Raw genomic sequence first — 24,791 nt, 5'->3', positions numbered from 1 at the left:
CGTCGGGCGGGGCTGCTCCCGGCCGTGCTGCACTTTGCAAAAGCAGATCTTGGGGGTGGGAATGTCCGGGCGTATCACGTCGCCGTCAAAGCGCACGCTATTTCCCACGCTGAGGTTCCGCGCCAAGATCATCCTGGGCTTTGCGATCGTGCTCGCCATCTCCGCGGTCAGCCTCGCCTTCGCCTATTTCGGCTTCGAGCGCGTTTCTGAAGGCGTAGGATCCTACCGTAGCAGCGTCTCGGAGGCCGATCTCGCCCGCAATATCGATCGCGAACTGCTCGGCTATCGTTCGGCCGCCCGTTATTTCGTGGTGACCGGCAAGGAAGACGACGCCAAGGCGGCGCTGGAAGCCGAGGCCGGCCTGAAGAATGCGATCGATCAGGCGATCAAGAATGCCAGGAAGCCGGCGCGGCTGGAGAGCCTCAACAAGCTCGCGAAGGAGTTTTCCAACTTCTCGGCGACCTTCGCCAAGATCTTGGAGGCCAAGCGCGACAGCGCGCTTCTGGTCCAGAATCAGCTTCAGCGCAACGCCAACCTGCTGAAATACAAGCTCGACGACATCGGTAACAACGCCTCCGACTCCGAGGCGCAGGCGATCGAATTCGGCACCAAGCAGGTCAACGCCCAATTCCAGACCGCGAGTGCAGCCGCGAGCAACTTCATCCTCAACTCGGACCAGGCCGTCGGGGCAAGTGCGATGGCGCGGCTGAAGTTCGTCGAGAACTCGCTCGGCGCGGTCTATTCCATGGATGACAAGATCGTCGCCGGCCTGAAGGAGGCCAAGGCGCTTCTCGGCGCCTATCGCGATGCGCTGGAAAAGCTGATCGCGAAAGCCAAGTTGGTCGACGACCTCGTCACCGAGATGAGCGGCTCGGCCGGTGCGATTCTGCAAGGCGCCACCGCCATGAAGGCGGACCTCGTCGCCGAACAGCAACGGTTGGACTCGGAGTCGGAAGCGACCATCGGGCGGACCGAGCGGCTGGTTCTGATTCTCGCCGTTGGCGGCACGCTGCTTGGCGCGCTTCTCGCCTTCGTGCTCGGCACGGGCATCTCGCGCCCGATGATCGCGATGTGCAAGGCGATGCGGGAGCTGGCCTCGGGCAATTTCGACGTCGTGCTGCCTGGCCTCGGCCGCAAGGACGAGATCGGCGAGATGGCCGGCGCGGTCGAGGAGTTCAAGGTTCAAGCCGTGGCCAAGGCCGAGCGCGATGCCGCCGCGAGCGAGGTCCAGAACCGGGAGCAGGCCGCAAGCCGCCGCGCCGAGCTGATCCGCTTCGCCGACGATTTCGAGAGCGCGGTCGGCGCCATCGTCTCCAACGTCTCGGCCTCGGCCGTGCAGCTGGAATCGGCGGCCTCGACGCTGACCCGCACCGCCGAGACCACCCAGAGCCTGTCGAGCCAGGTCGCCGGCGTCTCCGAGCAGGCCTCCTCCAACATGCAGTCGGTCGCCACCGCGACCGAAGAGCTGTCCGCCTCGGTCGAGGAGATCGGCCGCCAGGTCCGCGACTCCAGCCGTATCGCGGAGGCCGCCGTGGTCCAGGCCAAGGAAACCGACGGACGGATCGGAAAGCTGTCGCATGCGGCCCAGCAGATCGGCGAAGTGGTCAAGCTGATCACGGCGATTGCCGAGCAGACCAATCTTCTGGCGCTCAATGCCACCATCGAGGCGGCGCGCGCCGGCGAGGCCGGCCGCGGCTTTGCCGTGGTCGCCAGCGAGGTGAAGTCGCTGGCGAGCCAGACCGCGAAGGCGACCGACGAGATCTCCTCGCACATCGCGGGCATGCAGGGCGCCACGGCGGAATCGGTGGCCGCGATCAAGGAGATCGGGGCGACCATCGGCCAGATCTCCTCGATCTCGACCTCGATCGCCAGCGCGGTCGAGCAGCAGGGCGCGGCGACCCAGGAGATCGCGCGCAGCGTTCAGACCGTGGCGCAGGGCACCCAGACCGCGGCCACCGATATCGGCCAGGTCAACCGCGGCGCCGCCGAGACCGGCTCGGCCTCGGAGGAGGTGCTGCACTCGGCCAAGACGCTGTCATCCGAAAGCACCCGCCTGCGCGCCGAGCTCGATCGCTTCATGGCCAATATCCGCGCGGCGTAGAGGCTAGCTGCCGCTCCATCCTCCGCTGTCGTCCCGGGGCGCGAAGCGAACCCGGGACCCATAACCACAGGGAGCGGTTATGGAGCGAGCGGGCAACTCCAAGTCTTCGTCAAACCACTCCCTGGGGCTATCGCGACGAGCGCAAGCGCTCGCGCGGAGGTCCCGGATCGGCGCGCGCCTTTGGGCGCGCTTGTCCGGGACGACCGTGGAATGCGCATCTTCCCTTGCGTCATCTAACGCCGGTTGCGGCGCCACAAATTTACCACAGCTTATCCTTTGCCAATTACCGTGCGGACGAGTCGGGGGGCGGGCTGCTCTCGGGCTGCGCCTGGTTTTCCGCGAATGGAATGGGGTGGGGGAATGTCGGTCAAGTCCAAGTCGAACCAATCGAAGCTGCCAACTCTGCGGTTTCGCGCAAAAATCATCCTCGGCTTCGTGGCGGTGCTGGCCATCCTCGCCGTCAGCATGGCCTTCGCCTATTTCGGCTTCGAGCGGATTGCCGGCGCCGTGGCCTCCTATCGCACCAGCGTCTCGGAAGCCGACCTCGCGCGGACGGTCGATCGCGAACTGATCGCCTATCAAGGATTGGCACGGGCCTACACCCTGACGGGGGCGCAGGACGACGAGACCGCAGCCAAGGCCGCCGAAGAAAATCTGAAGGGCGCCATCGCCAAGTCGGTGGCCGCGACGACCGGCGCCGCGCGCCGCGAGCAGGTCGGCAAGCTCGAGGCTGAGTTCCAGCGCTTCACCAAGGTGTTCGGAGAGATCATCACGCTGACGCGTGAGAACAACAAGATCGCGGCCGATGAGCTCAACAGCGTCGGCAACAAGATCCGGTTCAAGTTCGACGATCTCGCCGATACTGCCGCGCTGGCGGGGCTGGCATCGGTCCAGACCACGGCCAAGGACATCACCTCGCAATATCTGGCGGTCTCCACTTCGGTCAGCGCCTTCGTCGCCAAGCCGGAGCCCAAGACCGCCGATGGCGTGATCGCCCGCGTCAAATTCCTCGAGACCCTGCTGGTCTCGATCTATGCCAACGACCAGAAGATCACCGACCGCGTGACCGAGATCGGCAATCTCCTGAAGCAATACCGCACCTCCTTCACCAAGCTGTCGGAGAATGTGAAGATCATCGTCAAGCTGAACGGCGAGATGACCAAGACCGCGGCGACCATCCTCAAGCTCTCGGGCGAGCTGCGGTCCGAGCTGACGACGGATCAGCAGCGCATCGAAGCGAGCGCCAATGCGACGATCCTGGATACCGAGCGACTGATGATGATGCTGGCGCTCGGCGGCCTTGCCATCGGAGCTGTTCTCGCCCTGATGCTCGGCAACGGCATCTCGCGTCCGATGATCGCGATGTGCAAGGCGATGCGGGAGCTGGCCTCGGGCAATTTCGACGTCGTGCTGCCTGGCCTCGGCCGCAAGGACGAGATCGGCGAGATGGCCGGCGCGGTCGAGGAGTTCAAGGTTCAAGCCGTGGCCAAGGCCGAGCGCGACGCTGCCGCCAGCGAGGTCCAGAACCGGGAGCAGGCCGCAAGCCGCCGCGCCGAGCTGATCCGCTTCGCCGACGATTTCGAGAGCGCGGTCGGCGCCATCGTCTCCAACGTCTCGGCCTCGGCCGTGCAGCTGGAATCGGCGGCCTCCACGCTGACCCGCACCGCCGAGACCACCCAGAGCCTGTCGAGCCAGGTCGCCGGCGTCTCCGAGCAGGCCTCCTCCAACATGCAGTCGGTCGCCACCGCGACCGAGGAGCTGTCCGCCTCGGTCGAGGAGATCGGCCGCCAGGTCCGCGACTCCAGCCGCATCGCGGAGGCTGCCGTGGTCCAGGCCAAGGAAACCGACGGGCGCATCGGAAAACTCTCGCATGCCGCCCAGCAGATCGGCGAGGTGGTGAAGCTGATCACGGCGATTGCCGAGCAGACCAACCTTTTGGCGCTCAATGCCACCATCGAGGCGGCGCGCGCCGGCGAGGCCGGCCGCGGCTTTGCCGTGGTCGCCAGCGAGGTGAAGTCGCTGGCGAGCCAGACCGCGAAGGCGACCGACGAGATCTCCTCGCACATCGCGGGCATGCAGGGCGCCACGGCGGAATCGGTGGTCGCGATCAAGGAGATCGGCGCGACCATCGGCCAGATCTCGTCGATCTCGACCTCGATCGCCAGCGCGGTCGAGCAGCAGGGCGCGGCGACCCAGGAGATCGCGCGCAGCGTGCAGACCGTGGCGCAGGGCACCCAGACCGCGGCCACCGATATCGGCCAGGTCAACCGCGGCGCCGCCGAGACCGGCTCGGCCTCGGAGGAGGTGCTGCATTCGGCCAAGACGCTGTCATCCGAAAGCACCCGCCTGCGCGCCGAGCTCGATCGCTTCATGGCCAATATCCGCGCAGCGTAGGGCTAGCTGCTGCTCCATGCTCCGCTGTCGTCCCGGGGCGCGAAGCGAACCCGGGACCCATAACCACAGGGAGTGGTTATGGAGCGAGCGGCCAACTCCAAGTTTTCGTCAAACCACTCCCTGGGGCTATCGCGACGAGCGCAAGCGCTCGCGCGGAGGTCCCGGATCGGCGCGCGCCTTTGGGCGCGCTTGTCCGGGACGACCGTGGAGTTGAGAGCGCCACCTGGCCTTACTCCCGCCCGAACGCCCGCTTCAGCTCGACCTTCGCCTTCTCCAGACGCGCGCGCTGCGTTTTCGGCAAGGTCTTGCCGGCGCGGTTGATGTAGAAGGTCAGCATCGACAGCGCCGAACGATAGGCGCCGGTCTTGCGCCGTGAGCTGTGCTCGGCCGATTGCTTCAACGAGATTGCGATCTTCTTCGGGCTGGTCAGCTTGAACACGCCCTGCCTGAGGTCGAGCGCGTCGCTCTCTTTCGTTACACGTTGCGACCAGCGCTTCGGCGCCGCGCGCCTGATGCTCTTGCGCGCAATCGGGCCGCGCCGCGTGCTCGTCTTCCGACGGCCGGACTTGCGTGTGCCGTTGGTCCGAGAATGTGTCCTCTTTCTGGCATGAGCCATGCGTCAACTCCCTGCGGCTGCTTCGGAAACGAGCGGGCCCGGGAGCTGTTCCTGGGGGAACCCGACCTCGCCGCAGACGTTGTCGCAGGGGCAGGCGGAATGCCGCACCCCGATGATCGGATCGATCGACCCCGTTCACATCCCGTGAACCGGGGCCGCTGCCATTGATCGAACGCAGCAGCCAGATGGAATTGCAACAAAGCCCAGCGCTGAACTACGCACCAACGGTCTCGGCGGCCGTGACCGACCGCATCGTCGAGACCAGCATTCCGTCACGGCTCGACGCGCTGCCCTGGAGCGGCTTTCACACCCGCGTCGTGCTCGCGCTCGGCATCACCTGGATTCTCGACGGGCTCGAGGTGACCCTGGCCGGTGCGCTCTCGGGGGCGCTGAAGCAGAGTCCGTCGCTGCAGTTCTCCAATCTCGATCTCGGCATCGCCAATTCCGCCTATCTCGCCGGGGCCGTGCTCGGCGCGCTCGGCTTCGGCTGGCTCACCGACCGCATCGGTCGCAAGAAGCTGTTCTTCATCACGCTGGCACTCTACCTCTCGGCAACGGCCGCGACCGCGCTGTCCTGGGATGTCGCCAGCTACGCACTGTTTCGCTTCCTCACCGGCGCCGGCATCGGCGGCGAGTACACCGCGATCAACTCGACGATCCAGGAACTGGTGCCGGCGCGCTATCGCGGCTGGACCGATCTCGTCATCAACGGCAGCTTCTGGATCGGCGCCGCGATGGGCGCGGTCGCGGCCATCGTGCTGCTCGACCCCGCCGTGCTCGCGCCCGATCTCGGCTGGCGGCTCGCTTATCTGATCGGCGCCGGCATCGGGCTCGTCGTGCTCCTGATGCGCATGTGGATTCCGGAAAGTCCGCGCTGGCTGATGATCCATGGCCGCCCCGATCAGGCCCATGCGATCGTCGACGAGATCGAACGCTCCGTGATCGGACATGATCAGGATATCAGCGAGGCGCGCTTCCCCAAGATCCGGCTGAAGATGCGCGATCACACGCCGATCCGCGAGGTCGCGCACACGCTGTTCTCGGCGTATCGCCAGCGCGCGGTGGTCGGCCTCGTGCTGATGAGCGCGCAGGCGTTCTTCTACAATGCCATCTTCTTCACCTTCGCGCTGGTGCTGACCGATTTCTACGGCATCAGGGCCGATCACGTCGGCTGGTACCTGCTGCCCTTTGCCGCCGGCAATTTCCTCGGGCCGCTCCTGCTCGGCCGGCTGTTCGATACGCTGGGACGCCGCACCATGATCATGTTCACCTATGGCATGTCGGGCCTGCTGCTGGCGCTGTCGGGCTATCTGTTCTCCATCGGCGCGCTCAGTGCGCAGGGACAGACCGTCGCCTGGATGGTGATCTTCTTCTTTGCCTCACCGGCCGCCAGCGCGGCCTATCTCACCGTCAGCGAGACCTTTCCGCTCGAGGTCCGCGCGCTGGCGATCGCAGTGTTCTACGCCGTCGGCACCGGCATCGGCGGCGTGATCGGCCCGGCGCTGTTCGGCGCGCTGATCGACACGGGATCGCGCACCAGCGTGTTCGCCGGCTATTTGCTGGGGGCAGTCCTGATGCTCGCGGCCGCGATCGTGGCGTGGCGCTATGCCGTCTCGGCGGAGCGCAAATCGCTCGAACAAATCGCGCGGCCGCTCGCCTTTATGGAGTAGACTGATGAAATCTGAACTTGCAGAAATGGCGATGGACCAGCAGCCCACAATATTCGACGACGACACACCCGAAACGGTGCCGGTGCCGCATGCGCTGGTGCCGCATCTCGACGAGACCGCAATTCTGCTCGACATCGACGGGACCCTGCTCGACCTGATGCCGACGCCGCGTGAGGTATGGGTGCCGCCGGGCCTCTCGGAGACGCTGAACCGGTTGACCGAGCGCACTTCCGGCGCGTTGGCGCTGGTCAGCGGCCGCTCGCTCAACGACATCGACCTGATCTTCGCGCCCGAGGTGTTTCGCGCGGTCGCCGGCCACGGCGCCGAGATGCGGCTGTCGGTCGACAATGAGGCCGATGCCGTGCACGCGCCGCCGCTGGACAAGGAGCTGAAGCGGCGGCTCGCCGCCATCGCCAAGCTCAGCCCGGGCATTCTGCTCGAGGACAAGGGCTATTCGCTCGCGCTGCATTACCGCCTCGCGCCGCACGCGGAGAAGGCGATCTACGAAGCCGTCTCGGTGATCCGCGCCGATCTGCCCAACGCGCCAATCGAGGTGCTGCCCGGCAAGTTCGTCTGCGAGATCAAGCATTCCGGATTCACCAAGGCGACCGGCGTGCGCGAATTGATGAACCGGGAACCGTTCAAGGGACGGCGTCCGATCTTCATCGGCGATGACGTCACCGATGAAACCGTCTTCGCGATCATGCCCGACATGAACGGGCTCGCCTTCTCGGTCGGTCGCCGTGCCATGGGCGTAAATGGCCATTTCGACACGCCGAGCGACGTGCGTGCCTTCCTCGCGCGCCTGCTCGATCCGAGGTGAAACCAAGCCCGCGCCATCTCGCAGGTATAATGAGAAGCGGATCGGCGTCGCGGCGCGCCGCAAAACCTGTTGCGCAACCGATCGCACAAGGTGTCTTTGCAACGAAATTACCTGGGTTCCGCAAGCGAAACCAGTTCCAACGCCCGCGCCCGATTTTGGTTTCAATTGGTTGAAACGATGATCAGGAACCATATTGATGAACGGCAGTTAAACGGGTGGAATGAAACAGGAGGGGACGACCTGTGAACCTAGTCGTCGTTTCAAATCGCGTCGCGCGCGGCAAACCTAACGAGCCCATGACGGGCGGCCTCGCGGCGGCGCTGCTGCCGGTTGTGGAACATTCGGGTGCGATCTGGGTGGGGTCTTCAGGCCGGGTACGGGACGGCCATCAGAAGGAACCGTTCGCTGAGATCGAAGCGCTCGGCGCGGGCGCTATCGCGACACTGGATCTGCCGGCGGCGCATTACGGCGGCTATTACGAGGGCTTTGCCAATTCGGCGCTGTGGCCGGCGCTGCATTCGCGCAGCGACCTGATCCGCGTTTCGCGCGAAGACTATGTCAGCTATCGCGAGGTCAACGCCTTCATGGCGCGCGCCTTGATGCGCTTCCGAAAAACAAAGACCGCGTTCTGGGTGCAGGATTATCATTTCCTCGCGCTCGGCGCCGAGCTGCGTGATCTCGGCGTCGACGACCCGATCGGCTTCTTCCTGCATACGCCGTGGCCCGTCGCTGCGGTGATGCAAGGCGTTCCCAACCACCGCGAACTGATCACGGCGATGCTGGCCTACGATCTGATCGGCTTCCAGACCGAGGAGGATCGCCACAACTTCCTTGCTTATGTCGGCGGCGAGCTCGGCCTTGCCATCGAGGACGGCGTTGCGATCTCGCAGCATGGCCGCACGCGCTGTGAAGTGTTTCCGATCGGCATCGATGCGGAGAAGTTCGCAGCCTATGCCGCCAAATCGGCCTCGCATCCAGACGTGTCGCGGCTGCGGCGCAGCCTCAACGGCGAGCGGCTCGCCATCGGCGTCGACCGCCTCGACTATTCGAAAGGCCTCGTCAACCGCATCAGCGCGTTCGACCGTCTCTGGACCGAGCAGCCGCAATTCGCGCGCAGCATCTCGCTGCTCCAGATCGCCAATCCCTCGCGCGGTGCGATCGAGGCCTATGGCAATCTCCAGAACGAGGTCGCGCGCCTCGTCACCGACGTCAACGGCCGCCACGGCGAGGTCGACTGGACGCCGATCCGCTATTTGAACAAGGGCTTCAGCCAGGCTGTGCTCGCGGGTCTCTACCGCACAGCGCAGGTCGGCGTGGTGACGCCGCTGCATGACGGCATGAACCTCGTCGCCAAGGAATATGTCGCAGCCCAGAACCCGGCCGATCCCGGCGTGCTGGTGCTGTCGAAGTTCGCGGGCGCAGCCAACGAGCTCGATACCGCCTTGCTCGTCAATCCGCACGACATCGACGGCATGGCGCGCGCGATCGCGGTCGCCGCATCGATGCCGCTCACCGAGCGCAAGCTGCGCTGGGACGCGATGATGAAGAAGCTGCGCGGCCACACCATCCAGCAATGGTCGGCCGATTTCGTCGCCGCGCTCGAGAAGTGCCGCACCGAGAAGGCCGCCGTCGCCCCGCTCGCCGCGCAACCGCCGCAAGCGCTGCGCTGGCTGAAGTCGGCGATCTCAGGCGTAAGGCTGATTTAGCTTTCTTCTCCCTCGCCCCGTTCTTACGGCGGAGAGGGTCGGGGTGAGCGGCCCGCTTCCGCAAGAGAGGTGATAGTCGGATTCGCGGAGAGTCCCCCTCACCCGAATTGCATCTTCGATGCAATCCGACCTCTTGCCGCAAGCGGGGCGAGGTTGGCCCTCAATAGCAATACGAGACCCCATCCAGAATCGCGCACTGCCGCTTGTTCGGCGCGTTGGGATCGTCCATCGGCACCATGCCTTTGCCCTGGCCGACGAACACGCCGGTGCCGACATGCACCGAGCTCTTGTTGCCGATGATCACGCTTGGATGCGGCGCCGAGCTGGAGCGCGTCCCGTCCGGCCAGATGATGGCATCGCCCGACAACACCCCGCGCCGCCCGTCGTCGCAGCTGACATCGACGCCTTGACGGGTGCAGACCTGGGCGGCAGCGGACACCGCGAGGGCGGAGCCCAGGGCCGAAATCAGGCCAAGGGCGAAGATGGTCTTGCGGATGGTCATGGCTCCCTCGGTCGCGCTTGCTATCCTCAACTGAATCGTCGCGCCAAACACCTCACGGGTTCAGCCTGCAGGCCGATCAGAGCATCTGCAGCGCCGAATATTGTGGTGTAAATACAATAGCTTGCGGAAAATTCGCCGGTTTTCCTTGCGATCCCTTGCAAAATCGTCGGCGCCCCTTCAAGAGAGGGCGCTCCGGAGAGATGGCCGAGTGGCTTAAGGCGCACGCTTGGAAAGCGTGTGTGCGGGAAACCGTACCGTGGGTTCGAATCCCACTCTCTCCGCCACCCCACCAAGATCATCCCGTACTTGGAGCCGCAGACAGGCCAGAAACTCGGCCACTTTCCTGCTTTTCCGCGGACGGAGAAATCCCATCGATTATACAAACCGGGCTTGAATGAAGCTGGAGAACCGAATTTTCTCCGAATCCTAGAACTCCCAAAATTGGTCTAGTACGGTATTTCTCGGCAAATCAATGGCTCGCTCCGGAGCGGTTTGCATCCCTCTCGCTCAACCGACATAGACTTTTCGTCGCTTCGACTTGGTCTCAGGACCTAGATGTCCGTATGCCTGTTCGAAGGACAGAAAGCCCCCGGCTGTATTCCAAAAATTCCCGTTTTGCAAAGACGGTTGGCGGAGACCGGCGCTACCACGGCTGCCACCAGATGTGCTCAGAACTAGGCGAGCACCTCTTGCACAGAAGAGCGTCGTCTTGAAGCTGCGCCGCTCGACTGCCAACGAGAGGCAGCAATCGACTCTGTGAGCGAAATTTGATGACCGCGCTCAGGCGTGGGATTTGAAGTTCCAGCCATCGGGATAGACAGCCAAGCCAATACTTACTTTGCGACTTCGAACGTCGTCTGAAAACCGGAGCAACAAAAGCTATCATTCCTTAGGCGCCTCGAACCACCACGTCTGCTCAGCTTGTCGAGCAACCGGCGGGCGGCTCATATTACTGTTTAGCTTGCGCGCTCGATCCTGTCGGCCGCCACCGTGATGTGGCTGCTGCATTGGCTGAATGCCATTGTTATCATTTGCGGTTCGCTCATCGCTTCAATGTGCTTCTTTTGCTCGGGCGTGTTCGCGTCGATAAAGGCTTTGCGGAGCTCGATAATCCGGTTGTCGATTGTGCCCTGCTTATCGCCGTGAGCGATAGAATTCCGCAAGTCGTTGCCGACTTCGAGTAACTTCCAGAGTTCCTTAGTCATCTCTTCGACGAAGAGCCCTCTGGCGACGTACATCTTGCCGGCAAATTTCCGACCTCGCTTTCGTCGCTTACCCGCGGTCAGCAAATAATTGAGAGCCTGTTCAGCGGCCAAGTGACCTTTAAGGACGGTAATAATACACTCCTCGTACGCCTTGATCCGTTCCGTGGCTCGCCGATGGGCTTCCTCAAACATCTTTTCTTGTTGGCTCGCCTCGTGCTCTTCCAGCATCACCCAATTTTCAACATCGGCCACCGCTCCCTCGCTAACTGCATCGGGAGGTCCATCAGTCGTTGCATTCACGGCCTTCTGTCCCACTGCTCTGTGCTATTCGATGGCTGGTAGCGTATCCACAACTCTTCCGATAGGCTCTGAAAATTTAGTATTATAGATAGTGCCCTCAGAATATTCTGCCCCGCTTGGGAGGGCCAGCGAAAATGTACTTAAGTCTCATTGAAGTCGTCAATTTCAGAAAGCTGCTTTCTGTCCGGATCGACCTTGCCGAGGAAAAGACCCTATTCGTGGGAGCAAACAACAGCGGTAAGACGTCGGCCATGCTGGCGATGCGGCGTTTCCTCATCCCAAGACATCGCCAATTTCAAGTCCATGACATTACGCTTGTGCAGTGGGGGGCGCTGAACAAGATCGGGGCAGATTGGATGGCGGCGCACGCTAGCGGAGCCGCACCAAACCTCAGCCTCGATATCTGGACACCGCATCTTCCGGCGATCGATGTTTGGCTACGGGTCGCTCCAACCGAGCTTCACCACGTCAGCAAGCTGGTGCCAACGCTGGACTGGAATGGTGGTTTGCTTGGGGTCCGATTGAGACTGGAGCCGAAGGATCCCGCGGAATTTCAGAAGGCCTTCGTGCAAGCGATGACGGACGCGGCTGCCATAAGAGGGGCTAGCGCCGGTGCTTTGATGGGATCTGAAGGAGGGGAGCTGAGGAAACTTACAATCTGGCCGGCGGACATGATGGATTTTCTGACGCGTCGGCTAAATCAATATCTAACTGTAAGAGCCTATCCGCTTGATCCATCAAAGCTGGTCGAACCGGCGAACTCGATTGCCGCACCTCAGCAGCTCACGCAGCTCGTTCCAGCGCTCGACGGTGATCCGCTCACCGGCCTGATACGAGTAAACGAGATCAACGCTCAGCGAGGATTTGGCGGCCCAGTAAATGCGCGAGAGGATGAGGACGGTCTGGCAGGACGCTCACCAGGACGCTTGTCCGAGCAGCTGCGGGCCTACTATCAAAAACACCTCGATCCCTCTGAATATCCGGAAGCGAGTGATCTGGATGCGCTTCAAGCGATCGAAGCCGCCCAGCAAGCATTCGACCTGCGCCTTACCGAAAGCTTCAAGTCCGCTTTCCTGGAGGTCGAGGGGTTGGGATACCCCGGCGTCGCGGATCCCAAACCGCGGGTAGCTACCCGATTACACCCAGTAGACGGTCTGAACCACCAGACCGCCATCACCTTCGAAATCGACGTGGTCTGCGAAGGCGGCGAATTGGTGCCGGTCGCAAGGCTGCCGGAGGCGAACAATGGCCTCGGGTATCAAAACCTTATCTCCATGATCTTCCGACTAATGAGCTTTCGCGATGCATGGATGCGGGTTGGTAAGGCCGCGCGTGAGCCCGAAGCAACTGAGTTCGAGCCCTTGCATCTCGTTCTCATTGAAGAGCCGGAAGCGCACCTACATGCGCAAGTCCAGCAAGTATTTATCAGAAAAGCCTACGACGTCCTCCGGGCACACCCGGATTTGCGTTCCAGCACCTTGCTAAGGACGCAGCTAGTTGTCAGCACGCATTCCAGTCACCTCGCTCACGAGATCGAATATGCTTGCTTGAGGTACTTCCGACGCCTTCCCGCCGGCTTGAACGGTGTTGCGATTCCAATCTCAATCGTCGTAAACCTCACGAACGCGTTCGGACAATCGGACGAGACCTCGCGCTTTGTCGCCCGGTATCTGCGCGCCCAGCACGCCGACCTATTCTTTGCTGATGCTCTCATCCTTGTGGAGGGAACTGCCGAGCGCGTGTTACTTCCTCACTTTATCCGTCGCGGATTTCCAAGGGTCGACCAAGGGTATGTTACTATTCTTGAGGTCGGTGGTAGCCATGCGCACAGGCTCAAGCCGCTGGTTCATCATCTCGGGCTGACCACGTTGGTGATCACAGATCTCGATGCCCAGGAGAAGAAAGTAGCTCCTGCAACTGATACGGCCAAAGAGAAGACCACCTATCATGCCGCTCAGCCGAGGCTGGGCGCCGGGCTTACGACGAACAATGACACGCTTAAAACTTGGTTGCCGCGGAAATCGAGCCTTGATGAGTTGCTGGACAGCGCCGTGATCAAGAAGCTATCAGGTGATCTGATGCACGAGGTCTGTGTAGCGTACCAAACGCCGGTCCAGGTTATTTGGCCGGAGACCGCGGCGACGGCACAAGTCGCTTTGCCTTACACATTCGAAGATGCGCTAGCGTTTGAGAATATGGCGTTCTTCGAGCGCCTCGAGGGCACGGGCCTAGTCCGAAAGTTCCGGGAAGCGATCGCTGGAGCAACTGACGTCACAAAGATCGGCGAACAATTCTTCGAGGCGCTCCGAAACAACGCCGACAAGGGGGCTTTTGCACTGAATATACTGGTGGCCGAGGACTTCGAAAGTCTCAAAATTCCGGGCTACATCGGAGAGGGCCTCGATTGGCTCGATAGCCAATTGAGAAGAAAGCAGGTTGAGCTGCTCTCAACCCAAACGGAGGTTGCAGTTGCCTGACCCTCTGCGCAGTGACGACGATCATCGCGATTCAGACGCCGATCAGGTCATTGCGACTTGCTTGGATTTGGATCACCCCAAAAGCTTCTTCCTGTTTGCCGGTGCCGGCTCGGGAAAGACTCGTTCCTTGGTTGAGGCCATCAATCACGTACGGCAGAGCTCTGGGCGGCGCCTAACACTGTCGAGGCAAAAGCTTGGTGTCATCACTTATACCAATGCGGCATGCGACGAGATTCTCCGCCGATTAGACTACGATCCACGCATTGACGTTTCGACGATACATGCCTTCGCCTGGTCCCTCATATCCGGGCACAATGAAGACATCCGGATGTGGGTCCGGAATTCACTGGCCAAGCGGATTGCTGAGCTTGAAACAACTATCGCCGGTACGAAGAACAGGTCGACAAAAACCTACCAAGAAAATGTTCGTTCGCTAGAAAGCCGCAGGCGGCGCCTAGCCGCTCTCGATGGAATCGTAAAGTTTGTTTACAGCCCGACCGGAGACAATCGAACCAGAGACGCTTTGAACCATGCCGAGGTGATCGCCATAACATCAGAATTTCTCACGTCAAAAAGCACGCTTCAGCGCCTTCTAGTTTCGCGATACCCGATTTTGCTGGTGGACGAGAGCCAGGATACGAACCGTCATCTAATGGAAGCTTTGCTGAAAGTTCAGCGCGACAATGCTGAGCATTTTGGGCTTGGCTTACTCGGGGACACGATGCAGCGCATCTACGCTGATGGGAAGGTCGATTTGGGCCAAGGACTGCACGGCTGGGTCTTTCCGCGAAAAGCTATGAACCATAGGTGTCCTCAACGGGTTATTCGCCTGCTCAACCGCATTCGCAGCGAAGTGGATGATGTGGTTCAGATTGGGCGTTCGGACAAGCCAGAGGGATGTGTCAGATTGTTTGCGGTTCAGGAATCCGCGAGCGACAAGCAGCGCGTCGAGCAGCATGTTGTCGATAGAATGGCAGAGATCACAGGCGATCAAGCCTGGAAAGATCAATCTCGCAATTTCAAGACGCTAACGTTAGAACACCATATGGCGGCAGTGCGCTTTGGCTTTGCTGAGATGTTTCGCCCCCTCTATCGAGAAAGCCGCATTCAGACCTCGCTTCTCGAAGGAACGTCTCCGTCGTTGAACTTCTTCAGTCGACAGGTGCTGCCGGCGGTCAAGGCGCTTCAGGCAAATGATGCTTTTGCTCTCGCTAGCATTGTTCGCGAGTCTTCGCCTCTGCTCACTCCTGAGGCTCTTAAATCAGGGGGGAGTGAACAGCTCAAGCGTGCCAAGAACGCATCAGATGCTCTACTTGGCCTATTCACATCGTCGAACAAGCCGACATTCCGGGAGGTGCTGGAGAATGTTGCGACAAGCGGCCTCTTTGATGTTCCGGAGGCGTTGGCGCCGTTTATAGCGCTGGAGGCTGGTTCTTCGGATGACACCGAAGAGCGAGAGGCCAGTGAGGTGTTGGCCTGGCGCGAGATGCTAGGCACCGACTTTCAACAAATTGAAGCCTACGATGAGTACGTCAGCGGAAGGTCGCCGTTTGGTACACACCAGGGTGTCAAGGGTCTCGAGTTTCCGCGAGTGATGGTGATTGTAAGTGACGAGGAAGCGCGGGGCTTCCTGTTCAAGTACGACAAGCTCTTTGGGGTCGAACCGCCCAGTGATACGGACCGCAAGAATCTAGCCGCGGGCTTAGAGACTAGTAATGACCGAACCCGACGCCTCCTCTACGTCACGTGCAGTCGGGCGGAGGAAAGCTTGGCCATCGTTTGCTATACAAAAGCGCCGAAGGATCTGCTGCGCCATGTCGTCGAGCGTCATTGGTTCGACGCAAGCGAGGCCGAGATAGTTGTGATTTGAGCTGTGGACCAAGTGGTGTTGCTGTCGCGGCCCCCGAGGTATGGCCAACAAGTTCAGTCGATCGCTGGACGCGTCAGGCAGGGCGAGGCGAACGTAAGTTTATAAGGTCCTCAAGCTAGTGCTGGTATGTCGTGTACTGTTGCCTCGATCGGCGTCCGCCCGACGCAAAAGATCAATAGGGGGGTAAATGCCCGCGACCGCGTTTTCAGTTAGATTCGCTCGCGAGCTGGATGTCGACCAGCTCGCGATGTTAATGACAGGTCTACAGCCGACGTCGGAACGTGATGGGGCCGAGCTTCTTAGCACATTTGGCGATTCGATCCGCTCCGATGTCCAATGCTCATCGTGCGGTAAGTTCGGTGCTCGCGTGGTTCGCTCCTCAAGATCGCCGCGCGGATCAAGAGCCGTTCTCCGGCAGGCCCATTTCAGGTTCGTCGATCCCAACGGCGGCAACGCCCACCACCCATTCTGCGAGTTCTACAGCGATGATGAGGATCGATCCGCGCAAGCAAGCCTCCTCGACTTTGGTTCGGAGAAGAGCACAGAAACAAGGGCTGTACGGCTCCTCGTATGCAAGGGTATCGAGCAAGGGTTGTTTGACCAAAGGCGTGTTCGGGAAATGCGCCAATGGTTTTTCGATCTCAAGTCTGCCAGTCGCTTCACTCTGACAACGTCGCCAGAAGCTATTTCCTGGACGCGAGCACTCCATCGTCATCCGAGCTACCAGCGTTGGATATTCCATCCAGCTCAGGCGGAAATGCCCGCATTTAATTGGAAAGCCGCGGCTAAATCTCAGTTCACCGAGGATCATCAGCATCTGTTCGCTCTGATAAGAGGTGTGCCAATGGACGACGCGGTTTGTCGACAAGCGGGAGGACTTCTTCGGAAACATTATCAGCGCGAGGTGTTCGATCCGACCGTGCTTCAGCGCTACTACGACGCAGCGGTCTCGCTTGCCGCCTTCGTCGCGGTGAATGGCGGAATCGATATTGGTAGGGTGCGTCCTGAGTCCTTTAGGTTAAAAGGAGCACCGGTCGCATTGCTTGCCTTGTGCGCCTTGGTTCTGTTCGTCTCTAATTGGGATATGAATGCTGCCATCGCGGCCTTCGCTAGGCTGTTGTTGGCGCCCGTGCCGAGTGATCTCACGCTCGGTAACGTTATCGGTCTAAACCCATTTCACGAGTACGCGGCGTGGCGGGTCCTTATCCTTTCTGCGCAAGTGGCTGCCAAAAGCCCCGGCGAACTGGACTACGATCGCCAGCTTGCCGCGACTGAAGCTGCGCTTCGTGAGCAGCATCGTCAGTGGAAGAAACAGCAATCCTGAGCGCGAGCCGAAACGCACCCGAGCGAGTGCCATCGGTCGCATAACGATTGTGATCATTTCTCTGCGAAGCAAACGGGCCAACCGTGAATGCGCGGCGCCTCGCAGCTTTGTCGAAACTGGCTATCGGTCAGAAAGTCCTACCAGCTATCGTGCAGGTATTTTGGTGAGAACAGCCTCTGAAAGCGCAGCTAATCGCAAGCGTACTATAGCCGTGTAATCACTGAACCGAGTAACGTGCAGTTCTCAGAAGGTTCCATAACATCCGATGTGCGAATCCACGCCCGCCCCGTTTCCAGCTTGGGAGGAGCCTTAGCGGCTTCCAGCTTTCCGGGCGGATGAGCTGATCAGTGCCTGCTGCTGGCCCCACTCAGCTGGGATGGATTTTAACAGCTGCGCGAGCTCAAGCCCGTCCGGCTGAAGCCCATTCAAGATGGCTTCGGTAATGGTAGGGGAGAGCAGGGTAAGGCGAAGCACCCGGCAGAGATAGGACTCGTTGATCTTCTCAGCCTTGGCGAGCTCTCGCACCGAACCAAACAGGTTTGATTCCAGCATGTGGCGCCAGCGATGGGCCCGCACCACGGCTTTAATCAGCGTGTTGTCGACCTGCGGCTTCGGCGGAGACCAAGCCTCCGCATTAGCAGGAGTTACGACGCGTTTGCGTCCGCCCTGCCGGCGGAACGAGATCGGGATGCTAACGACCATTGTTCGGCTATCCCGACTGAGCTTGGGTCGGCCAACAGGTCCAAGGGAGAGGGTCGTCGGTCGGTTCATTCGGCGGCCTGCTGGAAGGGCGGCGGTTGTAGTTCGGAGGACAGCGAGGTTAGACCCTGGATTTTCAAGGTGATGTCCATTCGTTCGGCGTGCATGTCGACGCGTTCGACGAGCAGCTCGACGATGCGCGCCTGTTCGGCCGGAAACAGCTCACCCCAGAGCTCGTCAAAGCCGAGTAGCGCGCTCCGCACTTCGGCCTCGCTGACTCGAGCGGATTGCTTACGTAGGGCGCGCCAGGTCTGAACGATGACTTCAGGGGTTTGCAGTAGTTGGCGGACCTGATCGATGATGATTCGCTCCAGCTCGGCCGCTGGCACCAGCTTGACGGGGCAATCTGATCTGCCCTGCTTCATCGCCGTCTGGCTGATGTAGTAGCGATAGAGCCGGCCCGACTTGCGGGTATGTGTCGGAGACATCGCCGCGCCGTCCGGCCCGAAGAGCAGCCCTTTGAGCAGGGCGGGAGTTTGCGCCCGGCTGTTGTTCGCGCGTTTGCGCGGACTTTGCTTGAGAATAGCGTGAACCTGATCCCACAGCTTGCGGTCGATGATCGCTTCGTGCTCGCCTGGATATGACGTGCCCTTATGAACGGCCTCGCCAAGATAGACGCGGTTGTGCAGGATCTTATACAACACCCCCTTATCCAGGAGATGTCCGTAGCGGGTTCGTTCGTTGGCAGAGACCAGCTCGCGGGCCAGCAGGGTCGCCGACTTGAGCTGCACGAAGCGCCGAAAAATTGATCTAACCCGCTCGGCGTCGACCTCATGAACCAACAATTTGCGGTCGCGGACTTCATAGCCGAGCGGCGTCCAGCCGCCCATCCACTTGCCGCGCTTCCGAGAGGCCGCGACCTTATCGCGAATGCGCTCTCCGATCAGCTCGCGCTCGAATTGGGCGAAGGTCACCAGGATGTTCAGCGCCATCCGTCCCATGGCATCCTTGGTGTTGAAGGATTGGGTTACGGACACGAACGTCACCCCATGGCGTTCGAACAGTTCGACAAGATTGAGGAAGTCGAGCATTGAGCGTGAAAGTCGGTCAATCTTGTAGACGACAATGACGTCTATCTTGCGGGCCTTAACCGCAGCGAGCAGTCGTTTCAGGGCAGGTCTTTCGAGAGTGCCACCCGAGAAGCCGCCATCATCGTAGCGGTCGGAAACCGGCGTCCACCCCTCGGCCCGCTGGCTTACGATGTAAGCCTCACATGACTCTCTCTGGGCGTCGAGCGAGTTGAAGTCCATGTCGAGGCCTTCTTCGCTGGACTTGCGGGTATATACCGCGCAGCGGACTTTACGGACTGCGAGTCGGCCGGGGGCTGCGCTCTCGAAGGAGTTGGCGAAAAGGGAGCTTGGGCGCTTGTGCGGCTTGCGGGCGGTCATTTGCCGAGCGAATTTTTAAGGCCGAAGAAGACCCAGCCATTCCATTTGGTGCCGGTGATCTGTCGGGCGACCGAGGACAGGGATTTGTAGGGGCGGCCGAGATATTCGAAATCGTCGTGACGGACGGTGACGCAGTGCTCCACGCCTTCCCATTCGCGAATCAGCTTGGTCCCGGCGACTGGCCGCAGCAGCGGTCGGGCCTTGCGGTCTGCCGGCTTTTGGTCGGCATACTGTTTGGCCATGGCTTTGAGCCGCTCGGTGGTTTCGCGAGACAGGCCGCCATAGGCCAATTCCTGAATGCGGTAAGCCAGCCGGCTCTCCAGGAAGCGGCGGTTATAGGCGGGCGGCTCGGTATCGAAAAGCTCGCGCCAACGGGCCTTTAGAACGGGGGCGGAGGCGCCCTTTAGGGCCGCTAACTGCGACAAAACGCTCTCTTTCACGGGTTAATTTCCTCGACATTGCGAGCGACATCACCCCCAAAAGGCCGACCACAGTCGAGCAGAGATTCTGTTTCACCGCGCAAATTTTGACTGGACTTCCGCTCCAAAAGACGCAGGAGACCTGCGGCGAGGATGGTGGCGAGCTCTGGTAGGGTGTTATCGTCTTGAGTAGTCATGCGCCGTTACTCGGCGCAGTCCTCTCGATGGTCCAACAGTTTCATATGAAACGGTAGAAGCCGGCATTGCATCGCAATTGGGCGTAATCGATGAGGCGTGCTTCTCTGGGGAAGAGCCCTTGGCCCGGTCTTTCACTCGAACCTCGGTGGGGCAAAATTGGGCGACTGATTCGGAGCCTGCCAATGCTGGTCGAAAATCCAGATGCTCGAAAACGTGAGCAAACGGAAGCTCAAGGTGCGTCAAACTCTCTTAATGGGCTGACGGTTGCCGAGGCATTTCGCAAGCACGTGCTGGAGGACGAAGAAGTCGCCGACCTTGGTCGGAAGGTCTCGCGGACCAATTCGGCGGTGTTTTCGGAAGGGCAGTTTCCAGGCTCCTTCGTTGACTTCCACTGGCCTCTGCACGCCACCGCGGAAACCATCGCCCACGCTTTCGTTCGTCAACCCATCGTCTTCTTGGGTGACCCGTTGCCGAGCCCTTCCGATCAAGAGATTGCCGCTTCCCGCAGGCTCGCTGAACGAATCGTTTCGTTTACAAGCCTCCTTGTGCGCTGCGATCTCATCGCCATCGGCACGGCGGCAGCTACTGGCTTGGAGGCTCCAATCGGGAGGGGCCAGTGGACGCGATCGGACCTCCTGATAGACGTACAGAATAGCGCCGTTTGCGAGATGCGGAATCATCGTCCTGTACCTGTATGGACAGGAGTCTGGCTCCAGCTCCCAGACCAGCAGGCAGTGATCAGTGAAAGGGCCGTCGCGGAACTAAGTCCCGAGCCGACGAGGGCGCGAAAGCAGATCCAGACCAAAGAGAAATCCCGTCGCGAATGCCTAGATTGGTTGTCCGCCATGATGTCCGATCGAACAATCGAGCCGATGTCTAATGATCAGCTCTGGAGCGAGGCCGAAACCAAGTGGCCAGGAACGCTCAGCGCGCGAGAGTTTGTAAGATGCCGGGCCAACGCTCTGAGTAGCTTGAGCGAAGAGCAGCGATACCTATGGGAGCGTCCAGGCCCCCGGCGTAAGCGATCGTAGTTCGATTCACCGCACTTCGAGATCGCGTCGGCTATTTTCAGGGCTCCAACGTAGCCAGTCTTACTGCATCGGAAACAATGCGGTATCGACATGGCCCTCGAGAATACACGAAAAGACCTTGACGCCCTACTGAGAGAACAGGAGGCGGCAGACCTCCTGTGTTTGTCCATCCGCACGCTCCAGTCTTGGCGTATTCGCGCTGCCGGCCCACCGTTCGTTCAGGTCGGGCGAGCTATTCGCTATCGGAGGCGTGATCTCCTCGCTTGGATTGATGCCAACACTTGCGGCGGTTCGGTGGAGGCTAGGCTGTGAAGAGCAAACGCCAAACGCCGCCTGACCCAGCCGAAGAGCCGCGAGAATATTCCGTTTACTTTGGTCGAGAGCGACTCGGTCGATATATCCAAGTAGACAAGATAATTGAGGCATTCGATAGAGATGACCGCCTTCTAGGGACCTTTCGAAAGGAGTCGGAAGCGCGTGAGGCCATTTACGCGGAAGCGGATGATTGCCCATGAGTTGGCAGGCTACAGCTTGGGCGATCAAACAATTCACCGGCTCTACAAGGCGTAAAGCCCTGCTTTTGGCTCTAGCCAACTACGCTGATCCGAATGGAGTATGCTGGCCTTCTCAAGAGCGTCTCGCCAAGGATACGGAACAGTCCATTGATTCGATTCAGCGGCATTCAATCGCGCTCGAGAAAGCCAACCTGATCGAGCGTGTCATTATGCCCAAACGTCGCGGTCACTACGCTGGGTACCGCTACCGGCTCGCTCTCGCGAATCTCGGTTCGGCCGGCGAACGCGAGACCAACAAGCTGCGGCCCGGCCAGGCCGCAAAACAACGGCGAACCGCACCGCACGGCTTGCGGTATAAACCTTCATTAGAACCTTTATACGAACCTTCAGATGCAAGGGCTCCGGTGGAGAGCAGACTAAGGGCTTTCCAGGCGCAATTGGAGCCGCTGGAGGTTGTTCAGAATCGCATCGCTCAGCGGATCGGCTCTGATGGCTGGCTTATTCTTGGCGATATGAACGATCACCAGCGGTCCTACCTCTCAAAGCTAGAGCGTCAGGGGTTGTTGGACGATAAGACGCTTGGCGAGGCGGTGCTTGCTGCCCGCTGCGTTGCCCGCAAGTGAATTCACGGTCCGCGGTGGGGGGTGGTCAAAAGCTTAGGAGCTCCGATGCAGGACCGGTCTTCCTCCTTCACACGCAAAAGTTCAGAAATAAATACAAAAAGCCACTTGGCTCGTGAGGTAGTGGGGGTCAATTCCTCCGTAGCCTCCACTTCGCGGACCGGCCCTACTCCCATTCGCAGAGTTTTTTCTCGTCAATCAAGAAATCCGGCGGGCTGGATCGCCTCCTTGAGCGAGAGCGCTTGAATATCAAGCACTTGAGCGAACGGGCAGCTCTGAGCGGCCCCGATTATTTTCCAGAGTTTCTGAGTTCGAAACTCCACTTGTGCTTCAGCGCGGGCTGCAGCGCTGATGCCCAAGACGTCCGTGCTAGCGTGCTGTCTGTGTTTCAGCGCTGCGTTCTGGATTAGATTCGAAGTCTGATTCGCCAAGCAAAGAAGAATTAGGAGGGGCAGTGAGTCGCTTTTATCCCACAGGTGCTCCAAAAGTGCTGACTGCCGCGCAGAACTGGCGTGATGTCGCTTTACTACGAGGTCGTTCAATTTTTACTGCTGATCAGGTCTGGTCGACTGCGAACCTACAGGAATTAGATCGTGTCTTTACCCAAGCTCCCGACGAAACTGATCGACCGTTCTCGGCGAAGCTCCAGGATCAGCTCAGCGCATGCACGAGTTTGGTGAAGCAGCTGGCAGCAGAAGTACTATGGCTGTTATTGTTGTGTCCCAGCAACATCTCTGCCGAGCGAAAGCGCGAAAATATCAAGACTATCTGGGAGTGGTCACAGACGCCATATCCTACGGGCAGTGAATGGCTGGCCGACGACGTTCTCTCCGGTATCGGAAGCGGCGGGCCTGGGTACAGCAACCACCGTCCCAGAGAGCTAACCTTCTGCTTGAACTTCCTTCTTTCATTCCGACAATTGAATCAGGAGCGCCAAGCTCTGCTGCTAACCCGTCCGTGGGAATTCGCAGAGTGGCTACAATCCGTGCCCGACGCGCAAGCGCGTCAATTCCGGCACATGATTCTTCATCTTCTATTTCCTGATGAATTCGAGAGGGTGTTTTCCGCAGGCGATCGTAAAGCGCTTGCTGAGCGCTTCGCGGGCGTATCCTCTCCAGAAACGAACAAGATGTCGGCAGTAGAGCTTGACAGGCTGCTGTACCAGACGAGAGCGAAGCTCGAGCAAGAATATGGCACGGCAGAGTTGGACTACTATAGGAGCCCACTTCGGGAGCTGTGGCAGCAGGATTGGCAAGCTGATAGTTCGGCGATAGCCGCACGCCACGTGCGACAGGCCATCCAGGAGCTCAAACTCGGAGGGATGCCGTCGGATGCGAGGTCGTCAAAATATGACCTTGTGGAAGATGGACAGCGATACCCGCCCAAGCTTATTTTTTCACTTGCTTACAAGCATGCCACGGGAAAAGAGCTGCCCAGGAATGAATTTTCTGGAGGAGACGATACAGCGTCGTTTCGAATCCTAAGGAAGCTAGGATTCTCGATAGTGCCGAAGGACTTGATTGGCGATCTCGTTTCCAGGTTCTTGGCTCAAGCGGATGCGGGCCAAGATCTGCGCACAAGCGAGTACCCGAAGGAATATGGCAGCCTTCAAGTAAAGGTTAGCTTCGGTCAGGGCGTTTTCTCTCGAGTGCCTTGGGTTGCCTTCTTGGCTCCTGGCCAAAAGGTAAGCGAAGGCATCTATCCGGTCCTCCTTTATTATCGAGAAGCAAAGGTTCTGATCCTTGCTTTAGGTGTCAGCGAAACCAATCCACCTGAAAAGAGCTGGGACCATACTTCTGAATTGAGCACGGTGGCAGATCTGCTACGCGAGAAGCATGGCAGAGAGGCAGAACGCTATGGCGACTCGTTCGTAGACGCCGCCTTTATTGTTCCCGACGGTCTAGAATTGAATAAGCTAACAGAGCGCTTGGATACTGTGATCGCTCGATATGAGCGTACGCTTCATTCGACAGACAAGGCGGTTAATCATCGGCCTGTGCAGGAGCTATCATTAGCCGATCTCTTGAAAGACATATTTGTTGAGCGCGAGTTTTTTGAAAGATTACTCCAACGATTGGAGTTGAAAAAGAACCTTGTCTTGCAAGGGCCGCCCGGGGTCGGCAAGACATTCTTGGCCCGGCGGTTGGCGCAAGCAGCAACTCAAGCGCTGGAATCAGATCGGGTTGGGATGGTGCAATTCCATGCTTCATATGCCTATGAGGATTTCGTTCAAGGCTATCGGCCCGATGGCAAGGGTGGATTTGAGCGGCGGGACGGTGTTTTCATGCGGTTCTGTCGACGCGCGCTCGCGGATCCGGCTCGGCCATATGTCTTTGTCATCGACGAGATCAATCGAGCCAACCTGAGCAAAGTCTTCGGTGAGCTTTTGATGCTTATTGAAGGCGATAAACGAACAGAGCTCTACGCGGTTGAATTGGCGTATTCGACAGACGAAGATGCGCGGTTCTATGTGCCGGAAAACGTTCATATCGTCGGCCTTATGAACACCGCGGATCGATCTTTGGCGCTTGTCGATTATGCTCTACGCCGCCGATTTGATTTTTTCAGCATCATGCCAGGCTTTGAGACCGAGCAGTTCCGATCTCACATGTTGTCTAGGGGCATGTCAGACGATCTCTTCTCGCATCTCAAGCAGAGCTTCAGTGAACTGAACAAAATCATCGCCGAAGATCGGGATCTGGGACCTGGCTTTGTGATTGGGCATAGCTTTTTCTGTGATCTCCCAATGACCGGAGATGTCGAAGACGCCTATAATGAGGTAGTTGATCTCGAAATCACTCCCTTGCTCCGAGAGTATTGGTACGAGGGTGCCCGTGCCGAAGAGTGGCGCAAGAAGCTGCTCAAGGCCTAGG

General features: G+C 59.7%; 19 protein-coding genes and 1 tRNA gene. 13 read left to right on the top strand and 7 right to left on the bottom strand.

The features are described from left to right. Positions 1-61: 61 nt before the first annotated feature. Positions 62-2,101, top strand: coding sequence for a methyl-accepting chemotaxis protein (locus tag E4K64_RS33605; RefSeq protein WP_135167172.1), 2,040 nt, complete (start codon positions 62-64; stop codon positions 2,099-2,101). Between the two features lie 360 nt (positions 2,102-2,461). Next, entirely contained in the window at positions 2,462-4,495 is a 2,034-nt protein-coding gene (locus tag E4K64_RS33600; protein ID WP_167772397.1) for a methyl-accepting chemotaxis protein, read from the top strand. Positions 4,496-4,724: 229 nt separating this feature from the next. Here E4K64_RS33600 and E4K64_RS33595 read toward each other — a convergent pair whose 3' ends face one another. Next, a complete protein-coding gene (locus tag E4K64_RS33595) occupies positions 4,725-5,111 on the bottom strand; it encodes a DUF3175 domain-containing protein (RefSeq protein WP_135167170.1) in 387 nt (128 codons plus the stop codon). 185 nt (positions 5,112-5,296) lie between these two features. On the opposite strand from E4K64_RS33595, the gene E4K64_RS33590 reads away from it, so the two are divergent. The 3 genes from E4K64_RS33590 to E4K64_RS33580 all read left to right on the top strand — a co-directional run bounded on the left by E4K64_RS33590 (position 5,297) and on the right by E4K64_RS33580 (position 9,310). Then, entirely contained in the window at positions 5,297-6,781 is a 1,485-nt protein-coding gene (locus tag E4K64_RS33590) for an MFS transporter (protein ID WP_167772396.1), read from the top strand. A gap of 4 nt (positions 6,782-6,785) precedes the next feature. Then, on the top strand, positions 6,786-7,604 hold the full coding sequence (otsB, locus tag E4K64_RS33585; protein WP_126260637.1) for a trehalose-phosphatase: 819 nt from the start codon (positions 6,786-6,788) through the stop codon (positions 7,602-7,604). A 242-nt stretch (positions 7,605-7,846) separates the two neighbouring features. Continuing rightward, complete coding sequence (locus E4K64_RS33580; RefSeq protein WP_135167168.1) at positions 7,847-9,310, top strand: trehalose-6-phosphate synthase; 1,464 nt, start codon at positions 7,847-7,849, stop codon at positions 9,308-9,310. A gap of 160 nt (positions 9,311-9,470) precedes the next feature. On the opposite strand, the gene E4K64_RS33575 is transcribed toward E4K64_RS33580, so the two are convergent. Next, positions 9,471-9,812 (bottom strand): hypothetical protein, encoded by a 342-nt coding sequence (locus tag E4K64_RS33575; protein WP_167772395.1) that lies wholly within the window; start codon positions 9,810-9,812, stop codon positions 9,471-9,473. Positions 9,813-10,006: 194 nt separating this feature from the next. Here E4K64_RS33575 and E4K64_RS33570 point away from each other — a divergent pair. Beyond that, a tRNA-Ser gene (locus E4K64_RS33570) sits at positions 10,007-10,096 on the top strand. A 672-nt stretch (positions 10,097-10,768) separates the two neighbouring features. Here the strand turns inward: E4K64_RS33570 and E4K64_RS33565 are convergent. Further along, positions 10,769-11,317 carry a hypothetical protein gene (locus E4K64_RS33565; protein ID WP_235884862.1) on the bottom strand — a complete coding sequence of 183 codons (549 nt, stop codon included), beginning with the start codon at positions 11,315-11,317 and terminating at the stop codon, positions 10,769-10,771. Positions 11,318-11,451: 134 nt separating this feature from the next. Between E4K64_RS33565 and E4K64_RS33560 the strand changes: the two genes are divergently transcribed. Further along, the gene (locus E4K64_RS33560) at positions 11,452-13,794 is read left to right on the top strand and encodes an AAA family ATPase (protein ID WP_135167167.1); all 2,343 of its coding nucleotides are present in this window, start codon (positions 11,452-11,454) and stop codon (positions 13,792-13,794) included. Then, positions 13,787-15,664 carry a UvrD-helicase domain-containing protein gene (locus tag E4K64_RS33555; RefSeq protein ID WP_235884861.1) on the top strand — a complete coding sequence of 626 codons (1,878 nt, stop codon included), beginning with the start codon at positions 13,787-13,789 and terminating at the stop codon, positions 15,662-15,664. The genes E4K64_RS33560 and E4K64_RS33555 overlap by 8 nt, the downstream gene beginning before the upstream one ends. A gap of 397 nt (positions 15,665-16,061) precedes the next feature. On the opposite strand, the gene E4K64_RS41330 is transcribed toward E4K64_RS33555, so the two are convergent. After that, a complete protein-coding gene (locus E4K64_RS41330) occupies positions 16,062-16,481 on the bottom strand; it encodes a hypothetical protein (RefSeq protein WP_235884860.1) in 420 nt (139 codons plus the stop codon). Positions 16,482-16,508: 27 nt separating this feature from the next. Between E4K64_RS41330 and E4K64_RS41325 the strand changes: the two genes are divergently transcribed. Continuing rightward, complete coding sequence (locus E4K64_RS41325) at positions 16,509-16,988, top strand: hypothetical protein (protein WP_235884859.1); 480 nt, start codon at positions 16,509-16,511, stop codon at positions 16,986-16,988. A gap of 309 nt (positions 16,989-17,297) precedes the next feature. On the opposite strand, the gene E4K64_RS33545 is transcribed toward E4K64_RS41325, so the two are convergent. The 3 genes from E4K64_RS33545 to E4K64_RS33535 all read right to left on the bottom strand — a co-directional run bounded on the left by E4K64_RS33545 (position 17,298) and on the right by E4K64_RS33535 (position 19,575). Beyond that, a complete protein-coding gene (locus tag E4K64_RS33545) occupies positions 17,298-17,690 on the bottom strand; it encodes a hypothetical protein (protein WP_235884858.1) in 393 nt (130 codons plus the stop codon). A gap of 65 nt (positions 17,691-17,755) precedes the next feature. Next, positions 17,756-19,135 carry a recombinase family protein gene (locus tag E4K64_RS33540; protein WP_135167164.1) on the bottom strand — a complete coding sequence of 460 codons (1,380 nt, stop codon included), beginning with the start codon at positions 19,133-19,135 and terminating at the stop codon, positions 17,756-17,758. Then, positions 19,132-19,575 carry a DUF2924 domain-containing protein gene (locus E4K64_RS33535; protein WP_135167163.1) on the bottom strand — a complete coding sequence of 148 codons (444 nt, stop codon included), beginning with the start codon at positions 19,573-19,575 and terminating at the stop codon, positions 19,132-19,134. Before E4K64_RS33535 ends, E4K64_RS33540 begins: the two co-directional genes overlap by 4 nt. 359 nt (positions 19,576-19,934) lie before the next feature. On the opposite strand from E4K64_RS33535, the gene E4K64_RS33530 reads away from it, so the two are divergent. From E4K64_RS33530 to E4K64_RS33515, 4 genes are all read left to right on the top strand, one after another. Beyond that, complete coding sequence (locus E4K64_RS33530) at positions 19,935-20,783, top strand: hypothetical protein (protein ID WP_135167162.1); 849 nt, start codon at positions 19,935-19,937, stop codon at positions 20,781-20,783. Between the two features lie 90 nt (positions 20,784-20,873). Continuing rightward, positions 20,874-21,095, top strand: a complete 222-nt coding sequence (locus E4K64_RS33525) for a helix-turn-helix transcriptional regulator (protein ID WP_135167161.1) — start codon at positions 20,874-20,876, stop codon at positions 21,093-21,095. Between the two features lie 199 nt (positions 21,096-21,294). Further along, positions 21,295-21,921, top strand: coding sequence for a helix-turn-helix domain-containing protein (locus E4K64_RS33520; protein ID WP_135167160.1), 627 nt, complete (start codon positions 21,295-21,297; stop codon positions 21,919-21,921). Positions 21,922-22,372: 451 nt separating this feature from the next. Next, entirely contained in the window at positions 22,373-24,790 is a 2,418-nt protein-coding gene (locus E4K64_RS33515; protein WP_135167159.1) for an MrcB family domain-containing protein, read from the top strand. Position 24,791 lies beyond the last annotated feature (1 nt).

The sequence above is a fragment of the Bradyrhizobium frederickii genome (assembly GCF_004570865.1).
GTDB classification, from domain to species: domain Bacteria; phylum Pseudomonadota; class Alphaproteobacteria; order Rhizobiales; family Xanthobacteraceae; genus Bradyrhizobium; species Bradyrhizobium frederickii.
The sequence above is the reverse complement of the archived record's forward strand: the minus strand, read 5'-3'. Positions and strand labels throughout refer to the sequence as shown.

Coding starts and splice junctions, on each gene's coding strand:
- E4K64_RS33605 (WP_135167172.1), top strand. CDS start 62: ATGTCCGGGCGTATCACGTCGCCGTCAAAGCGCACGCTATTTCCCACG.
- E4K64_RS33600 (WP_167772397.1), top strand. CDS start 2,462: ATGTCGGTCAAGTCCAAGTCGAACCAATCGAAGCTGCCAACTCTGCGG.
- E4K64_RS33595 (WP_135167170.1), bottom strand. CDS start 5,111: ATGGCTCATGCCAGAAAGAGGACACATTCTCGGACCAACGGCACACGC.
- E4K64_RS33590 (WP_167772396.1), top strand. CDS start 5,297: ATGGAATTGCAACAAAGCCCAGCGCTGAACTACGCACCAACGGTCTCG.
- otsB (WP_126260637.1), top strand. CDS start 6,786: ATGAAATCTGAACTTGCAGAAATGGCGATGGACCAGCAGCCCACAATA.
- E4K64_RS33575 (WP_167772395.1), bottom strand. CDS start 9,812: ATGACCATCCGCAAGACCATCTTCGCCCTTGGCCTGATTTCGGCCCTG.
- E4K64_RS33560 (WP_135167167.1), top strand. CDS start 11,452: ATGTACTTAAGTCTCATTGAAGTCGTCAATTTCAGAAAGCTGCTTTCT.
- E4K64_RS41330 (WP_235884860.1), bottom strand. CDS start 16,481: ATGCTGATGATCCTCGGTGAACTGAGATTTAGCCGCGGCTTTCCAATT.
- E4K64_RS41325 (WP_235884859.1), top strand. CDS start 16,509: ATGGACGACGCGGTTTGTCGACAAGCGGGAGGACTTCTTCGGAAACAT.
- E4K64_RS33545 (WP_235884858.1), bottom strand. CDS start 17,690: ATGGTCGTTAGCATCCCGATCTCGTTCCGCCGGCAGGGCGGACGCAAA.
- E4K64_RS33540 (WP_135167164.1), bottom strand. CDS start 19,135: ATGACCGCCCGCAAGCCGCACAAGCGCCCAAGCTCCCTTTTCGCCAAC.
- E4K64_RS33530 (WP_135167162.1), top strand. CDS start 19,935: ATGCTGGTCGAAAATCCAGATGCTCGAAAACGTGAGCAAACGGAAGCT.
- E4K64_RS33525 (WP_135167161.1), top strand. CDS start 20,874: ATGGCCCTCGAGAATACACGAAAAGACCTTGACGCCCTACTGAGAGAA.
- E4K64_RS33520 (WP_135167160.1), top strand. CDS start 21,295: ATGAGTTGGCAGGCTACAGCTTGGGCGATCAAACAATTCACCGGCTCT.